This is a genomic window from Maricaulis salignorans, from assembly GCF_900103475.1.
Lineage (GTDB): Bacteria > Pseudomonadota > Alphaproteobacteria > Caulobacterales > Maricaulaceae > Maricaulis > Maricaulis salignorans.
Genome location: NZ_FNHG01000021.1, coordinates 21,889 through 37,775 on the forward strand (window position 1 = coordinate 21,889; position 15,887 = coordinate 37,775).

At 63.1% G+C, this 15,887-nt stretch carries 20 protein-coding genes; 15 read left to right on the forward strand and 5 right to left on the reverse strand.

Annotated elements, in window-relative coordinates:
* Positions 1-96 precede the first annotated feature (96 nt).
* The 10 genes from BLT42_RS13360 (at position 97) to BLT42_RS13405 (ending at position 8,903) form a co-directional block, all read left to right on the forward strand.
* Positions 97-702 carry an SOUL family heme-binding protein gene (locus BLT42_RS13360; protein WP_233342503.1) on the forward strand — a complete coding sequence of 202 codons (606 nt, stop codon included), beginning with the start codon at positions 97-99 and terminating at the stop codon, positions 700-702.
* 108 nt (positions 703-810) lie between these two features.
* The gene (locus BLT42_RS13365; protein ID WP_091771615.1) at positions 811-1,131 is read left to right on the forward strand and encodes a hypothetical protein; all 321 of its coding nucleotides are present in this window, start codon (positions 811-813) and stop codon (positions 1,129-1,131) included.
* 120 nt (positions 1,132-1,251) lie between these two features.
* Complete coding sequence (locus tag BLT42_RS13370; protein ID WP_091771616.1) at positions 1,252-1,644, forward strand: hypothetical protein; 393 nt, start codon at positions 1,252-1,254, stop codon at positions 1,642-1,644.
* A gap of 156 nt (positions 1,645-1,800) precedes the next feature.
* Complete coding sequence (locus BLT42_RS13375; protein ID WP_091771618.1) at positions 1,801-2,595, forward strand: enoyl-CoA hydratase-related protein; 795 nt, start codon at positions 1,801-1,803, stop codon at positions 2,593-2,595.
* Between the two features lie 79 nt (positions 2,596-2,674).
* Complete coding sequence (locus tag BLT42_RS13380; RefSeq protein ID WP_091771681.1) at positions 2,675-3,457, forward strand: DUF817 domain-containing protein; 783 nt, start codon at positions 2,675-2,677, stop codon at positions 3,455-3,457.
* 97 nt (positions 3,458-3,554) lie between these two features.
* On the forward strand, positions 3,555-4,283 hold the full coding sequence (locus tag BLT42_RS13385) for a hypothetical protein (RefSeq protein ID WP_091771620.1): 729 nt from the start codon (positions 3,555-3,557) through the stop codon (positions 4,281-4,283).
* A complete protein-coding gene (locus BLT42_RS13390) occupies positions 4,280-5,566 on the forward strand; it encodes a hypothetical protein (protein WP_143024157.1) in 1,287 nt (428 codons plus the stop codon). The genes BLT42_RS13385 and BLT42_RS13390 overlap by 4 nt, the downstream gene beginning before the upstream one ends.
* 7 nt (positions 5,567-5,573) lie before the next feature.
* Positions 5,574-5,774 (forward strand): hypothetical protein, encoded by a 201-nt coding sequence (locus BLT42_RS15285; RefSeq protein WP_091771624.1) that lies wholly within the window; start codon positions 5,574-5,576, stop codon positions 5,772-5,774.
* Positions 5,775-5,877: 103 nt separating this feature from the next.
* Entirely contained in the window at positions 5,878-7,881 is a 2,004-nt protein-coding gene (locus tag BLT42_RS13400; RefSeq protein ID WP_091771687.1) for an acetyl/propionyl/methylcrotonyl-CoA carboxylase subunit alpha, read from the forward strand.
* 68 nt (positions 7,882-7,949) lie between these two features.
* Positions 7,950-8,903: a hypothetical protein gene (locus tag BLT42_RS13405; RefSeq protein ID WP_091771626.1), complete on the forward strand. Its 954-nt coding sequence runs from the start codon at positions 7,950-7,952 to the stop codon at positions 8,901-8,903.
* A gap of 6 nt (positions 8,904-8,909) precedes the next feature.
* On the opposite strand, the gene BLT42_RS13410 is transcribed toward BLT42_RS13405, so the two are convergent.
* Entirely contained in the window at positions 8,910-9,338 is a 429-nt protein-coding gene (locus BLT42_RS13410; protein WP_091771628.1) for a hypothetical protein, read from the reverse strand.
* Positions 9,339-9,454: 116 nt separating this feature from the next.
* On the opposite strand from BLT42_RS13410, the gene BLT42_RS13415 reads away from it, so the two are divergent.
* On the forward strand, positions 9,455-9,892 hold the full coding sequence (locus BLT42_RS13415) for a DUF1489 family protein (RefSeq protein WP_091771630.1): 438 nt from the start codon (positions 9,455-9,457) through the stop codon (positions 9,890-9,892).
* 3 nt (positions 9,893-9,895) lie between these two features.
* On the opposite strand, the gene BLT42_RS13420 is transcribed toward BLT42_RS13415, so the two are convergent.
* Together BLT42_RS13420 and panC are read right to left on the reverse strand one after the other, a co-directional pair.
* Positions 9,896-10,672 (reverse strand): glutaminyl-peptide cyclotransferase, encoded by a 777-nt coding sequence (locus tag BLT42_RS13420; RefSeq protein ID WP_091771633.1) that lies wholly within the window; start codon positions 10,670-10,672, stop codon positions 9,896-9,898.
* 53 nt (positions 10,673-10,725) lie between these two features.
* Positions 10,726-11,589 (reverse strand): pantoate--beta-alanine ligase, encoded by an 864-nt coding sequence (gene panC, locus BLT42_RS13425; RefSeq protein WP_091771635.1) that lies wholly within the window; start codon positions 11,587-11,589, stop codon positions 10,726-10,728.
* 85 nt (positions 11,590-11,674) lie between these two features.
* Here panC and BLT42_RS13430 point away from each other — a divergent pair, with 85 nt between their 5' ends.
* The 4 genes from BLT42_RS13430 (at position 11,675) to BLT42_RS13445 (ending at position 14,017) form a co-directional block, all read left to right on the forward strand.
* The gene (locus tag BLT42_RS13430) at positions 11,675-12,283 is read left to right on the forward strand and encodes an SPOR domain-containing protein (protein WP_176780367.1); all 609 of its coding nucleotides are present in this window, start codon (positions 11,675-11,677) and stop codon (positions 12,281-12,283) included.
* A 73-nt stretch (positions 12,284-12,356) separates the two neighbouring features.
* Positions 12,357-13,244, forward strand: coding sequence for a division plane positioning ATPase MipZ (locus BLT42_RS13435; protein WP_091771639.1), 888 nt, complete (start codon positions 12,357-12,359; stop codon positions 13,242-13,244).
* Position 13,245: 1 nt separating this feature from the next.
* Positions 13,246-13,707: a DnaJ domain-containing protein gene (locus BLT42_RS13440; RefSeq protein ID WP_091771640.1), complete on the forward strand. Its 462-nt coding sequence runs from the start codon at positions 13,246-13,248 to the stop codon at positions 13,705-13,707.
* Positions 13,708-13,783: 76 nt separating this feature from the next.
* Positions 13,784-14,017 (forward strand): hypothetical protein, encoded by a 234-nt coding sequence (locus BLT42_RS13445; protein WP_091771643.1) that lies wholly within the window; start codon positions 13,784-13,786, stop codon positions 14,015-14,017.
* Here BLT42_RS13445 and dprA read toward each other — a convergent pair.
* Positions 14,005-15,165, reverse strand: coding sequence for a DNA-processing protein DprA (gene dprA, locus BLT42_RS13450; protein WP_091771645.1), 1,161 nt, complete (start codon positions 15,163-15,165; stop codon positions 14,005-14,007). The two genes, BLT42_RS13445 and dprA, sit on opposite strands and share 13 nt — an antisense overlap.
* 84 nt (positions 15,166-15,249) lie before the next feature.
* Positions 15,250-15,882, reverse strand: a complete 633-nt coding sequence (plsY, locus tag BLT42_RS13455) for a glycerol-3-phosphate 1-O-acyltransferase PlsY (protein WP_091771647.1) — start codon at positions 15,880-15,882, stop codon at positions 15,250-15,252.
* Positions 15,883-15,887: the final 5 nt, after the last annotated feature.

Genomic DNA, 15,887 nt, shown 5'->3' on the forward strand with positions numbered 1-15,887 from the left:
CCTCGCAGGTCAGACTGATCCGCTGCGGCGGCGCGCGCGTATCGTTTCAGACACATGGAGTTTGAAGCGATGCGATATTTGATGATTTCCGCACTGATGAGTTTGGGTACCGCTTCGGCAGCGTCCGCTGCAGATGAACCGGCCCACACAGTGATCCGCTCCGAAGGGGCGATAGAGATCCGCGATTACGAGTCAGTGATCGAGGCACATGTCGAGGTCGAAGGCGACCGGCGCGGCGCGGTCAATGCCGGTTTCCGGCCGTTGGCCGGCTATATTTTCGGCGGCAACCAATCTCGCGACCAGGACGGAGCCGAGGAAATCGCGATGACCACGCCGGTCATCCAGTCGGCCTCGCAGCGCATTGCCATGACCACTCCGGTGACCCAGGCCGCCGCCGAGGACGGCGTCTGGCGTGTTGCCTTCATCATGCCTGCGCAGTGGACGATGGAGACCTTGCCGGTGCCGGACAATGCCGAGGTTCGCCTGGTTGAAGTCCCGGCGCGCCGGATGGCGGCGATCCGGTTTTCCGGGCGCGCCCGTGATGCGGACATGGCCGAGAAACAGGCTGAATTACTCGAATTTCTCGCCGCCAATGCCTATCGGGTGATCGGCGAGCCCCAATATGCCTATTACGACCCGCCCTGGACACTGGGGCCCTTCCGCCGCAATGAAATCATGATCGAGGTCGAGCGATCTGATTGACGGTCGCTCCGGATCGCCCCGAATCCCGGCAGCATTGTCGTGACAAGATCGCTCTTGTGCCTGTAGTCTTTGCCCGAAGTGCTACACGCCAAGCCCGGGGGGATTGAGATGGCAGAGTTTTTCCAGACGGTACTGATGTATGCCCGCGAGGGATTTGCCGAGGTCAACGCCCTGCAGGGGCTGGTGATAGCCTTGATCGCAACCGTCCTGATGACGCGCTGGGCGCGGTTGCTGGTCATGGTTCTCGCGGCTGTGGTGGCCAATGTCCTTGTCGATACGCTGCGGCCGGTCCTGTTCGACCAGGCCGCGGTCAGACTGCCGCCCCTGCTTGAACCGGCCTACTGGCACTACCTGTTGCTCTTGTTTGCTGGCTTTCTGGTCGTGATCGGAATTATGTTCATGGTCAAACGGGTTATGATGAAAGGCTGATAAAATTCCCCTGAGAGGGGAAGAGGCTTTCCAAATCGTAAATTTGTGAACATCGTTAGCCTAATGGGCGCGTCTTGGGGTAAGGTAAGCGTCGTCATTCATGGCGGAGGGGAACGCAATATGGAATTCATGGAGCCGGTGATCGGCTATTTTAATCAAGGTCTCGACTTTTTCATGCCGGGGCTTCTGGCGCATGCAGGCGACGGCGCGGCCGTTAACTGGATGGCGCTTGGCATCCAGCTTGGCGTAATTGCACTCGTGCTGGCGCTGTTGATGCGCGAAATTGGCGGGATCATCATTTTCACCGTCGTCGGTGTGATCATTCACGTGATCGTCGATGTCGTGATGCCGATGGTACGCGGCGGTGGCGGCGAAGGTTTCGATATCAACGCCTTCATCTCGCAATTCACGCAGACCGATTACCTGTTGTATCTGGGCGCCCTGGCGATCGGCTACTTCGTGGGCATCATCATTCTGTCCATTCTCAAGGGCCTGATCTTCCGCGGCGACTGATGCCGGCAGGATGACGGGTTGAAATCGGGGCTGCCGGCATTCGTGCCGGCGGCCCTTTTTTATTTGCCATCCGGGCAGGCAGCGGCAATCCGCCCCTTGGCCCGCGCCCGCCGCGGGGCTAAGTCTGGTGGATCAGTTTCACAGTGAGGAAATCCGATGAGCGACGCAGCCGTCCTGCTTGATGTCAGCCCTGCCGGTGTGGCCGTGGTCACGATCAACCGTCCCGAGAAACACAATGCCTTCAATGCCGAGGTGATTGCGGCGCTGTCGGAAATCTTCGAGACCCTGCGCGCCAATCCGGGCAATGTCCGCCTGGTGCTGCTGCGCGGTGCCGGGCCGAGCTTTTCCGCCGGTGCCGATCTGGAATGGATGCAGTCGGCAGCCCATTTCGACGAGGTCGATAATGAGCAGGACGCGATGGCCCTCGCTACCATGCTCAAGCGCCTCTACGACTTGCCGCAGATGACTGTCGCCCTGGTTCAGGGCGCAGCCATGGGCGGCGGTGCCGGCCTGCTGGCGGCCTGTGATGTCGGTGTCGTGATGGCCGACGCCAAGATCCGCTTCTCTGAAGTGCGCCTCGGCCTGACCCCGGCGACGATCTCACCCTATGTGATCCGCGCGATCGGCCCGAAATGGAGCCGCGCCCTGTTTGCCTCCGGCGAAAGCTTCGATGGCAATTTCGCCTATCACATGGGTCTGGCCCAATATGTCGTCGCGAATATGGAAGAGATGACCCAGATCGAGGAACATCTCGCCAAGCTGGCTTTCGCAACGGCACCGGGCGCCGTCGCCGATGCCAAGCAATTGGTCGATGATGTCGCCGGACGCGAGATCGATCACGGCCTCGCCGTCCACACCGCCAAGGCGATCGCCAAACGCCGCGTCTCCGAAGAGGGCCGCGAGGGTCTTTCGGCCTTCCTCGAGCGGCGCAAACCGAGCTGGGCCGAGTAGGCGCGCGCGCCGCGTGGTCCGACTACCCGATCCGCGCGCATTCCTGCATGCGCGCCGTGAGGCGTTGCGGACCTGGTTCGTGCGCGGACCGTGGACCCAGGGCGTGTTTGAATTTGTCGCCTTCGGCATCAAACAGGCCTGGGCCTGTCTGTTCGGCGGATTGATGCTGGCCCTGCTGCTGGGGACCTATCTGTGGTACCCGCAGGGCTGGGCGCTGGCGCGCTATGATTTTCTGACCCTGGCGGCGCTCTCGATCCAGGTCATGCTGATCGCCACGCGGCTGGAGACCTGGGAGGAGGCGAGGGTGATTGCCGTCTTCCACATCGTCGGCACGGTGATGGAGATTTTCAAGACCTATGCCGGCAGCTGGGAATATCCCGAGGCGAGCCTGCTGCGGATCGCGGGTGTGCCGCTCTTCACCGGCTTCATGTATGCGGCGGTCGGGTCCTATATCGCGCGGGTCTGGCGCATCTTCGATTTTCGCTTCGACCGATTTCCGAAGATATCCTGGCAAATCGCTTTGGCTGTCGCGGTTTACGTGAATTTCTTCGCCCATCACTACGGGCCGGATTTCCGCCTTTTCCTCTTCCTCGCGACCGGGGTCATCTATGGCCGCTGCGTTGTCTGGTTCCGCCCCGATGCGGCCCACCGGCCGATGCCGCTTGTGGTTGGTTTTCTGCTGGTGGCGCTCTTCATCTGGTTTGCCGAGAATCTTGGCACCTTCGCCCGCGCCTGGGCCTATCCCGGTCAGGAGGCGGGTTGGCACATGGTTTCGCTGGCCAAGCTGGGGTCGTGGTACCTCCTGATGATCATCAGTTTTGTCCTGGTGGCCGCTGTGCAGGCCCGCGCGAAACGGGACTGAGGTTTTCGCCTGTCCGGGAATTTCGGTCTGCTCCAGCTTGCGTCGGATAATATTCATCCTTATGGTTGCAGTTCTGATTACCGGCGGGGACCGAGTAATGCGGCGCATCATCATTCGATATTTGACCATCCTGACCGCGGCTGTGCTCGCCACCGCCTGCGCGTCCAATGTGACGGAAACGCATTATTTCGCGGCCTATTCACGCGATGAACCGCGCGAACCCATCGAGTTTTTCCGTCTCCAGGTTGCCGCCGACGCGCAATTCTCATCGTCGCGCTTTGTCGCCGGCTTCTATGATGAGCGGGCTGTCGACTTCCTGTTTGATGAGCTGCGCATGGATAATGGTGCAACCTCGCCGTCCTCCGATGCGTCGCGGCAATTGTCGTCGCTGGGAAGCGGGGAAGGCGCTCCGGATGATATCTCCCTGCTGTCACCCACTATGGATAATGGCGCATTCGTCCTGATTTTCAGTACCAATGCGGACTCAATCGCCCGGACGATTGGCAGTTTTTCTGAATCGGAAATCGTCGCGCAGGCCGTCACCAACCTGCTCAATCAGGAGCGGTTTCGCGGCCTCGAGCAGAGCAATGCCCGGGCCTCAGCGCAGATTTCGCTGGCCAATGCCATGACAGTCAGCTTTGGGCAATCGCTGGAACGGGCAGCGCAGGCGCAGGCCGGTACAGCGGCTGAAGCGGAGTATCTGCGAGCTCTCGGCGTCCTCGCCCGCAGCATGGGGCGGGCCGAGCCGTTTTCCGGTTTCGACGAGGCGCGTGGCTGGTTTGGCGCCGCCGCCGCCGGGCTTGACCGGGAGGCCCGGCGCGAATGAGGACATCTCTGAGACTGACGCTCGCCTTTGGTCTGATGGTCGCGCTGGCAGGTTGTTCCAGCCTCAGCGTCCAGGTCGATGTGGCGGACGCGACCGAGGTTCGAGCCGCGATCGCGCTGCAATCCGCACGCGAGCAGTCTTTCCGCTACCTGTCGCAGAGCGAGGCGGATCTGAGGATACGCACCGAGGCCTTGCAGCAACGCGTGTCTGTCGCTTTCAACGCCGTCGCACAGAGCTATATCGATCTGGCCCGGACGGCCGACCCGGATGAGGTGCCGCGACTTCACAGGCGAGCCGAAGATCTTCAAACTGGCCAGTTGCGTAGGGATGTCCAGAGCGAGACAGACCGCTACTGGGCCCGGGCTGTGACCCTCAATCACCAAATACGTGAGGCCTATCTGGCCAGCAATCCGGGTGAGCAATGGTATGTGAGCGGCCCACTCAGCGCCTTGATTCAGCAGCGTTCGGAGCTGGATGCCGAACTCAACGAGGCGATCGACGCGCTGATCGATCAGTTGATGGCTATCGCCGCGGAGAACTCGGCGCTTGCGCGGCAGTCCGCCGAGGCCGCCGGCGGGCTGAACCGCGGGCAGACGGGCGTGCTCGACGGCCCACCGGCTCCGCCAGACACCCCGGTCGCGGTCGTCGACGCGGCGCAGACCCCCGTTGGCACATCCGGGGCCGAAGTGTCGCCCGAGGTCGCAGCGGCGCTCGCTGCACTGGGCCGGAGTTCACGTTCGGTGATCGGTGAGGGTAGTCTTGTTGGCACCGGCTATGCCTATGCACTTCGGGCCCTGCCGGATAATTTTTGGCGCAATAATTATAATCAGGCCAGCGGTTCCGGGCATTTCGGCAATACCGACATTGTGATCCGGCTCAACTCAACGGGTGATTTTTCAGTGAAGGGGATGACCTTCGACCCCAGCACGGTCGCGGCCATCGCCAGCAAGGTATCGACCCAGGCGCTGTTGCTGGGCGCGCAAATGGCGGGTGTTCCTGTTGCGACCAGTGGGAGCGGGAATAATAACGGCCTGGCGGGTCAGGGCGGGCGGCTGCAATCGGCTCGGCAGACCGAGCTGGTTCGCCAGGCTCGCGAGGGCGCGCAGGCCCGCGCCATAATAGAAATGGCGCACGCTGTACTTGCTGAAGAGGAGGCATTTGCGGATGGCGCTGAACCGGAAGACCGCGCGCGCGCAGAGGCCGCAATCCAGACGGTTTTCGGCGCCTACCGGTCACTCATGAGCCTGGAGAATTATCCCACCGACCCGCCAGAAAACGATTGAGGGTGCCATGAGATTTCACATTGGAGACATTGTTGAGCTGACGGGCGGCGCGGATGCCGGTCAGATCGGTCGGGTCTGTGCGGCCACGCAGCTGGCATACACGGTTCGGATCTGGAAAAATCCACTGAACCACGCCAAGGGCTCGATCCCGACCATTGTTTCGCCATCGCAGTTGAAAGCTGCCAGCGGCGACGCTCCGGCCTGCTGAACGCTGGCCGGTCGGCCGGGGGGTATGAAGTTATTGCGCCGACCGCCGCAATCGCGCACAAACCGCAGGTAATTGCCCCATTCAGAGCTTGCGGAATGCCGATATGATCAAAACGCTCCTGATCGCCAATCGTGGCGAAATCGCCTGTCGTATCATGCGCACTGCGCAGGCGATGGGGATTCGCTGTATCGCTGTGTATTCCGAGGCCGATGCTGACGCCCTGCATGTCCGCATGGCTGACGAAGCGGTTCTGATCGGCCCGGCGCCTGCTGCGGACAGCTATTTGCGTGCCGACAAGATCCTCGCTGCCGCGGCGCAAACCGCCGCCGATGCGATTCATCCCGGCTATGGCTTCCTGTCGGAGAATGCCGAATTTGCCGAGGCCTGCTCGGCGAAGGGAATCATCTTCGTCGGCCCGTCTGCAGCCTCGATCCGGGCCATGGGGCTGAAGGATCGCGCCAAGGCCCTGATGGAGACCGCCGGCGTTCCGGTGACGCCCGGCTATCATGGCGAAAATCAGGATCCGGGCCATCTCAGGGACGCCGCAGAATCGATCGGCTATCCCGTGCTGATCAAGGCCGTGGCCGGTGGCGGCGGCAAGGGCATGCGCAAGGTCGAGCGCGCGGCCGACTTCCTCGCCGATCTCGAAAGCTGCAAGCGCGAGGCGTCCAAGAGCTTTGGCGATGACCGGGTGCTGATCGAGAAATTCATCACCAATCCGCGCCATATCGAAGTTCAGGTGTTTGGCGATAGCCGCGGCCGTGTCGTGCACATGTATGAGCGCGACTGCTCGCTCCAGCGCCGCCATCAGAAAGTGATCGAGGAAGCGCCGGCGCCGGGCATGACGCCCGCCGTGCGCACCGCCATGTGTTCGGCTGCGATCAATGCCGCCAAAGCCGTTGATTATGTTGGCGCTGGCACGGTGGAATTCATTGTCGACGGCTCGGGGCCGCTGCGCGAGGACGGCTTCTTCTTCATGGAGATGAATACGCGGCTACAGGTCGAGCATCCGGTCTCCGAAATGGTCACCGGCCTGGATCTGGTCGAGCTTCAGCTCACTGTCGCGGCCGGCGGGTCGGTGCCGGAACAGGACATGATCGGCCTGCATGGTCATGCGATCGAGGCGCGCCTCTATGCCGAAGACCCGGTCAATGGTTTTCTGCCCTCGATCGGTGCGCTGCACCGGCTGACCTTGCCCGCTGACAGCGATGATGAGCGCGTCGAGACCGGTGTGGAAGAGGGCGGCGAGGTCTCGCTTCACTATGACCCGATGATTGCCAAGCTGGTCGCCCATGGCGAGACCCGGGAGGCTGCGGCCGTGCGGCTGGCCGGGATGCTCGATGAACTCGTCGTCTGGCCGGTCAAGACCAATGCCGGCTTCCTGCGCCGGGCCGTCTTGCACCCTGATTTCCTCGCGGCGCGCCTGAATACCGGTTTCATCGAGACCCATCTGGAAGCCTTGGTGCCAGCCGCATTTGACCTGGCCGATGCCGGTTTCGCCGTACTCGGCGCGCTCGACTTACGGCCGTTGCTCGCCGACCTTTCCGACCCGTTCGATGTCGCCGATGGCTGGCGGATGAATGGTGCGCCGCGGATTTCCCACCGGTTCGAACTGGACGGCGCACCGATTGATGTGTCTCTGGCGATCTCGGGTGACCAGATGACTGTCCACGCTGATGGTGCATCGATGCAGCTGGACGGGCTGGAAATCCAAGCGCTCGATGACGGCTACCTGTTCGAGGCAAGCTGCGGCGGCGAGGTTGTTTCCGCCGAGTTCGAGCTGATGGAGCAGGGGTATCTTGTCTCGTCCCGGGGGCGCACAAGTCTCTTCGCCCTGTCTCACCCTGACGCGGCAGTCGATGCGCTGGAAGCAGGCGACACAATCAAGGCGCCGATGCCGGGCAAGGTGCTGGCGGTTCATGTCAGTGTCGGCGACAATGTGGTCAAGGGCCAGGCGCTTGTCGTGCTCGAGGCCATGAAGATGGAACATGCGCTTGTAGCGCCGCGCGATGGCAGTCTCGCCGAGGTGCGGGTGGATGCCGGTGCCCAGGTGGCCGAGGGCGATATTCTGGTCCTGCTGCATGAAGTGGACGCCGGCGCGGACTGAATTCCCGCCTGACGCGAAACTGGCATCATTCCTGCTCATCGAAAGGGAGAGCAGAGGGAGCCGGTTCAATGCGTGACACTTTCATGGAGCGATTTTCCAGCAATTGGTCAGTCGAGGCGCGGCAGAAATTCCGCACCGAGCCTGTCACCGTCCGCCATAATTATCACGAACATCACCTGTTTTCGGACATGGCACTGGCCGCACTGATCGAACGCCACCCACGCGAGCTGATCGATTTCTGCACCATGGGCGATGATGCCACCGATCACGACAGCTGGCGTGCCGGCGATCCCGGCGCGCTGTCGGGGATGGAATTGATCGATGCGGTGCGCCGCGGCAAGCTGTGGCTCAATCTGCGCCACGCCATGGATCTGGATCCGCAATACCGGCCCATCTTCGACGCCATGCTGGCCGACATGAAGCGCGCCAGTCCCGGCTTCAAGCCCTTCATGGCCGAGGCCGGCATCCTGATCTCCTCGCCGTCAGCGCAGGTCTTCCTGCATTCCGACGCGTCGGAAACCATGCTCTGGCACATGCGCGGCGTGAAGCGCTTCCGGGTCTATCCACCAAAACTGCCCTATCTCAATACCGATGATGTTGAGGCGATGCTGCATCATGACAAGACCGAGGACATCCCCTTCAACCCGGTCTGGGACAAGGATGCCTTCACCCTCGACCTGCATCCCGGCATGGCGGTCAATTGGCCGCTGCACGCCCCGCACCGGATCGAGAACCAGTCGGGCATCAATGTTTCTGTTCCGTTCGAGATATCGACTGCCAGGTCGCGCCGGCAAAATGCCGTGCTCTACGCCAATGGCGTGCTGCGCCGCCGCTTTGGCTGGGTGCCGAAATCGACCCGGCCGGACGGGCTGGTCGCCCTTGCCAAGCAGGCGCTGACGGCGGCGGTCAAGCTGCAGCTCAAATATTTTGGCGCGCCCGACAGGCCCATGCCCAAGAGCGAGACGACCTTCGATATCGACCCGACCGCACCGGACGGGTTTATCGACCGGCAGGCGGCCTAGGCGGCATCAGGATCGGGGCTTCTGCAACGCTGGATTCAGTACGAGCAGGATGAGCAGGGCGGACCCGATTGTCAGCGTGACATAGCCTGTGGGGGCATTGAAGTAGGGATTGCCGACAATCGACGTCCAGCCAATGATGTGAATCAGGATGCTGCTCAACAACAGGGGCAGGGTCCAGCGGGGCGCGCGGTGGTGGGTGTAGAGCATGGCCATGATCAGCCCGCAGCGCAGGAATGGCGCGATGATGGCGGGCAATGGCGTCTCCCTGACCGTCACCCGGACGCGTTCGGGGGACACCGTCCAAGCGTCGGCCCCCATCCAGACCAGCGTGATCTGCAAGGTGAAGAAGAGCGGCAGGATCAGCTGGGCCAGCAATAATGCCGTGAAAAGATGGTGGGCGAAGCGCGTCAGATCGGGCTGTGGGGAGGATTGCATGGGCAATTCAGGGCCTGCAGTTGGTGGTGCGTACAGCATCTGGCTGACCGGTGTCATAAGCAAGCATTGATGCGCAAGCCTTTGACCGGGGTGCGGATTGGCCTTAGATGCCAGTCATGGCGATCCATCTGATAAAACTTTGTGTTGGCGTAAAGGAAGTCGACCAGCTCGAGGCTTCGATCCGGCGCGAAACTGCGGCACGGTGCGCGGCCGGCGAGCCGGAAGTCATGATGCATGTGACCCGCATGATGCCCTCGCGCAAGGATGAGCTCGAGGCCGGCGGTTCGCTTTACTGGGTGATCAATGGCGCTGTGCAATGCCGGTCCGAGATCATCGCGCTGGAACAGGTTCAGGGCGAGGATGGCATCAAGCGCTGCGCCATCATCATGGCGCCAGACGTGGTCCGGACATCGCCTTCGCCGAAGCGGCCGTTCCAGGGGTGGCGCTATCTGAAGCCGGAGGACGCCCCGCGCGACCTCTCAGGACCCGGTGAGGGCGGTGCGGGGCTTCCCGACGATCTCCGGGCCCGGCTGATGGAAATCGGCGCCTGGTAGCGCCTATTCCGCGCTGTCGGGCAGGCGGATCTCATACAGGACCGGCCAAAGCTTGCCCGTGACATAGATCTGGCCGGTCTCACGATTCCAGGCAATGCCATTGGCGACAGCATCGCGTGGATCCGCCAGGCCGGCGGGGAGCAGGGCTGTCAGGTCGACCAGGCCGGTGACGATGCCGGTTTGCGGATCGATGCGGACAATCGTGCTGGTCTGCCAGATATTGGCCCAGATCTCGTCCGCGACCCACTCCAGTTCATTGATCCGCCGGACGAGGCGCCCGTTGAGCGTGACGTCGAGCGTGCCGGTCAATTCCATTGTTTCCGGCTCAAGGAAGCGCAATTGCGGCGACCCGTCGCTGAGGATGAGGCGGGTGCCATCCGTCGTCAGGCCCCAGCCTTCGCCGGGATAGCTGAACTGGTCGATCAGTTCGAAACTCGCGGCGTCAAACACCATGCCCGTTTGCGACAGCCAGCTGAGCATATATATCGCGTCGCCAATCCGGGCGCTGCCCTCGCCGAAAACGGGCGGGTTTATATTGACTTGCTGCAGGACATTGCCGGTTTCCAGCTCGACGCGGCGCAGACTCGACTGGCCGACCTGGCCCGTGCTCTCGAACAGCGCGCCGTCATGCATGAACAGGCCCTGGGTGAAGGCGGCTTCGTCATGCGGATAGGTGGCGACGAGTTCGGCCTGCTGTACCTGGGCGCGCGCGGGCTGGGCGCAGGCGCTCAGCGGCATGGCCAGCCAGGCCAGCACAGTCAGGGGGAGAAGGAGTTTCATGTCGCCGCGTCCAGATCGGTTTATCCGTGATCAGCTTAGCGCCAATTCGGGCGTCAGGAAGGCGTCGCTGCACAATTATCGATCAACCGGGTCTTGCCGAGGCGTACGGCGGCCAGCACCCGAGCGGGGGTGTCCAGCCGGCCGTCGGCCAGCTCTGCCAGACTGGTCGCGCAGCGCACTTCAACATAGTCGACGCTATCAAAGCCGGCCAGGCAGGCCTCAAACGCCGTCTGGCGGGCCTGTGCAATGCTCTGACCGTCGGCGAGCGCCGCCGCGCACTGTTTCAGGATCTGATTGAGCCGGCCGGCGCGCTGGCGATCATCCGCACTGAGATAGGCATTGCGCGATGACAGGGCGAGGCCGTCGCGCTCGCGCACGGTCTCACCGGCAATGATGTCGACGCCCAGGTCAAGATCGCGCGCGAGTTGCCGGATCACCAGTAATTGCTGGTAATCCTTTTCGCCAAACACCGCGACATCCGGCCGGACCTGGTTGAGCAGTTTGGCGACAACCGTGGCGACGCCATTGAAGAAATGCGGCCGCGCGGCACTTTCCAGTCCGGCGGCGGGGCCGGTCATCGAGATTGTGGTGGCAAAGCCCTCCGGGTAGATCACCTCGGTGGTCGGCAGGTAGACGAGGTCGCACCGGGCTTCCGTCAGTTTCTGCGAATCCTCGATCACGCTGCGCGGATAGGCCTCGAAATCCTCGCCCGGCGCGAATTGGGCCGGATTGACATAAATACTGGCGACCACCCGGTCGCACTGGGCCTTGGCCAGCTGCACCAGCGCAAGATGGCCCTGGTGCAGGGCGCCCATGGTCGGCACGAAGCCGACGCTCAAGCCGTCCGCGCGCCAGCTGCGAATGCGCGCGCGCAGGGCGGAAATCGTGGTGGCATGGGGGATTTGCAGATTGTGCATGGGGCTTCCGGAAAACTGTCGGCCATCGGCATAATCATAAGCGATGAGGGAGGCAAGCGCGCCGACTCGGTCTAGACGGAGTGTCATGAAAACTCTGCGACTTCTTCTCGCCTCCATGGCGCTTGTGTCCGGGCTGTCCGCTTGCACCACGACGGCGGATGCGCCCGAAGCCATGGTCTCCCTGCCGCCCGTTGCCGAGACCGAAAATGCCCGGATCGCCGAAATCACGGCGCGCGAGCTTGATCGCCGTGCCCGCCATGAGCCGGATAGCCTGACGGCGGTGGCGCCGCAATTGCGCGCGCTCGCCCTGGCGCTGGCCGGCCCGCCACCGGCGGCCGTACAGGCCGCGCCGGGCGCGCAGCTGATGGCCGGCGCGCCGGAGGCCATGCTGACCGCGCCGAGCTTGTGGCATGGCATTCATCTCGCCTCTTACAGGACAATGGCAAACAGTGTGTCCGGCTGGGCTGAATTACAGGCGCGGTTCCCGGATCTGCTCGCCGACCGCGAAGCGCGCATCGAGGCGGTAAATATCCCCGACCGGGGCGAATTCCTGCGCCTGCAGGCGGGTCCGTATGATACGCTGGCGGCCGCGCGCACCGCCTGTGCGGCGATAACCCGCGCCGGTGAATACTGCCTGCCGGTTGACTTTTCCGGTCGACCACTGGCCGATGCCGGTGGGGACGCGCTGCACTGACATGCGGCACTGGCAGTCTTGCCTGCTTGATCTTGTGTCGCGTTGCAGGCGCGCGGACTAGGCTACTGAAACCATGACCACACACTCTGCTTTCAAACTTCCCACACGCCCTGTCGGCCGCGTCCGCGACGGCGTCGCCGAGGCGCATCTGATTGTCGTCGGCAATGAGAAGGGCGGCGCGGGCAAGTCCACTGTGGCGATGCATCTGGCCGTGGCGCTGATGCGGATGGGCAAGCGGGTCGGCGCGATCGATCTGGATCTGCGCCAGCGCAGTTTTTCGCGCTATCTCGGAAATCGCAATGCCTGGTGCGAGAAGCATGGTGTCGACCTGCCGCGGGTGAGCGAGATCGCCGTGGCGCCAAGCGCCCAGCGTGATCTGGATATTGCCGAGATGGAGGAGACCGAGCGTTTCTCCCACGCACTGAGCGATCTCAAGGCGCGGACCGACTTCATCGTCATCGACGCTCCCGGCGCTGACACGCTGTATTCACGCCTGGCCCATTCGGCCGCCGATACCATTGTGACGCCCGTCAATGACAGCTTTGTCGATTTTGACCTGCTGGCCGAGATCGATCCGGACACCTTCCAGGTCGGGCGACCCAGTGTTTATAGCGAAATGGTCTGGGAGTGCCGCAAGCGCAAGGCCGCGCTGGAACGCCGCTCGATCGACTGGGTTGTGATGCGTAACCGGGTCTCCATGCTGGATGCGCGCAACAAGCGGCGCGTTGGCGAAGGGCTGAAAATGCTGTCGCAACGGATCGGCTTCCGGCTGGCTCCCGGATTTGCCGAACGTGTCATCTATCGCGAACTGTTTCCGCTCGGCCTGACCTTGCTCGACCTGACCGAAAGCGGCTCGACCCTGCCTTTCACCATGAGCCATGTCGCAGCCCGCCAGGAATTGCGGGACCTTCTCATTGTGCTCAAATTATCGGGGCTTGAGGGACAGGCCATCCCGTTCTGATATGGCGGCATTCTTTCTCGGATTTCTCGCCCTAGCAGGCTTTCTCGGCGCCGCCTGGTGGTTTTCGCGGCAGAAGACGGCGCGGGCTGCCCGCCTGGTCCGCATGCTGCTCGGTGGCGGTGCCGTGCTGGCCGGCGCCCTGTTGACCTTGCGCGGTGCGGTGGCACTGGGCGTGCCGATCGGTCTGTTCGGACTGGGCATGCTCGGGATCGCCTATAGCGGGCCCGGACAGAATGGCGCGTCCGGCAGTTCGCCACCGCAATCGGGCAATAGTATGAGCCTGGACGAAGCGCGTGAGATCCTCTCGGTTGGCCTGGGGGCGACGCGTGAGGAAATCCGCCAGGCCCATCGCAACCTGATGAAGAAACTGCACCCGGACACCGGTGGTGGTTCGGCGGCGCTGGCCCGCCAGGTCCAGGAAGCGCGTGATATCCTGCTCGCAGCGCTGGGCGATCAGGATTGACCCGGCCTTTGGCGGGTTGAATTGATCCAGACACGAAAAGGTTGTATTGCTTCTGCCCGGGTTTGGAGTGAGGGCAATGAAACCTTCAGGCGGGAATGGGCACAGGCGCAAGGCGAAACAGCGTGACCTGTTCGGACGCAGCCCCCGCATCGAGACCGGCAGCGATCCGGCAATGAGCCTGATTGCACTGGACTTGCGAGAAATGAGCGAACGGGCGCTGCGCGCGGGACTGGGCCGTTCCAGCAGCCTGATCGAGGTCGCGGCGCTGATGGTCGAGCTTGAGGGCTCGGTCGTGCTTCAGGATGACTGATTGGCCTGCAAAAGCCCGCCCGGCAAAATATTGACCTCCCCCGCCATTTCCAGTTCCAGGATTATAGCGCCGATCGCCCCGGCGGGGATGGCGGCCTGGCGCGATAATTCATCGGCCGAGATCGGTGTGGGCGACAGCAGGGCGCGAACGCGGTCAACCGGATCGGCCGGCGCGGGGATATCGGAGGTCTGATCCGGCATCGGCCAGTCGACAACTTCAAGCGCCTCATCCTCCAGCCCGTTGCCATCATGGCCCGGTTCAAGTCCTTCACGCTCAATGGCCGGTGTGTTCTCCAGTATGGCCAGGACATCCTCCACGCTTTCAATCAGATGCGCGCCGTCGCGCAATAATTGATTGCCGCCCCTTGCGCGCGGGTCGAGCGGTGAACCGGGAACGGCCATCACTTCGCGGCCCTGTTCAGCGGCAAAGCGGGCGGTGATGAGCGAGCCGGATTTCACTGCCGCTTCAACCACTAACACCCCGGACGACAGGCCGGAGATCAAGCGATTGCGGCGCGGAAAATCGCGCGCCGTCGGCAAGCATCCCAGGGCGACTTCGGAGACCAGCAAGCCCTGCTGAGCGATGGCGTGGTGCAGTTCGTAATGCTCGGGCGGATATATGTAATCCAGCCCGCCTGCGAGGACGGCGATGGTTCCGGTCTCGAGCGCCCCGGCGTGGGCGGCGCCATCAATGCCGCGTGCCAGACCGGAGACAATCACAATGCCGGCCGAGCCCAGACCATGGGCAAGCTGTCGCGAAAAGCGCAGGCCCGCGGCCGAGGCATTGCGCGCGCCGACCATGGCACAACAGGGTCTTGTCGCCAGTTCGAGGCGGCCCTTGACGAGGATAAGCGGCGGTGGAGCGGGGATACAGGCGAGGGCGTGGGGAAAATCCGGCTCGCAATGGGCCAGAAGGCGGACGCCGGCGCGGTCTATGGCGTCGATTTCGGCCTCGGCGCGCTCGCGCGGCGGGATGGCGGGGCGGGGCGATCCGCTTGTCCTGGCAAGGCCGGGCAGGGCATTGATGGCAGCTTCGGCGCTACCGAAACGGGCGAGCAACCGGGCAAAGCTGACGGGGCCGATGCGCGGCGTTCTTGCCAGGCGCAACCAGTCACATCGCTCGCTATAGCTCAGTTCTGCCGACCTCACGGCAGCCTCCGAATCTGCCCTGCCTTTGCCTGCTGCGGATTTGCCGCCCGTCTGTCCTTCGTATGCTGCCCGTGTGCCGTTGGTTCAGGTTTCGTCTGCCGTAGACTCACCGTCGGCTGGCGTCTTCTTGCCACCACCGATGCGCGGCTCCTCACCCTTGAGGATGCGCCCGATATTCGCCCGGTGCAGCCAGTAGATCATCACGGCGAGCAGCCCGGTCATGATCGCGACATCGGGCCGGCCGAGGACCAGCGCCGCGACCGGTGCGGCCAGCGCACCGACCAGGGCGCCGAGCGAGGACATGCGGAAAATCGCTGCCGTGATCAGCCAGCTGGCGATCACCGCCAGCCCGACCGGCCAGGACACGACCAGCACCGTGCCGACGAAAGTCGCGACGCCCTTGCCGCCCTTGAAATTGAGCCAGACCGGAAAGCAATGCCCGGCGAAGGCAGCGGCCCCGGCGACCAGGCCGGCCGTGGTGCCGAGGAAAAAGCCGAAGATCGCCGCGGCGATGCCCGCCTTGCCGGCATCGAGCAGCAAGGTGGCCAGCGCCAGATCCTTGCGCCCGGTACGCAACACATTGGTCGCGCCGATATTGCCCGAACCGATGGCGCGGATATCGCCCAGCCCGGCCAGCTTGGTGATCACCAGGCCGAAAGGGATGGAGCCGAGCAGATAGCCGGCCAGTGCCGCGATCAGAATAAAAAGCGCATTCATTACGA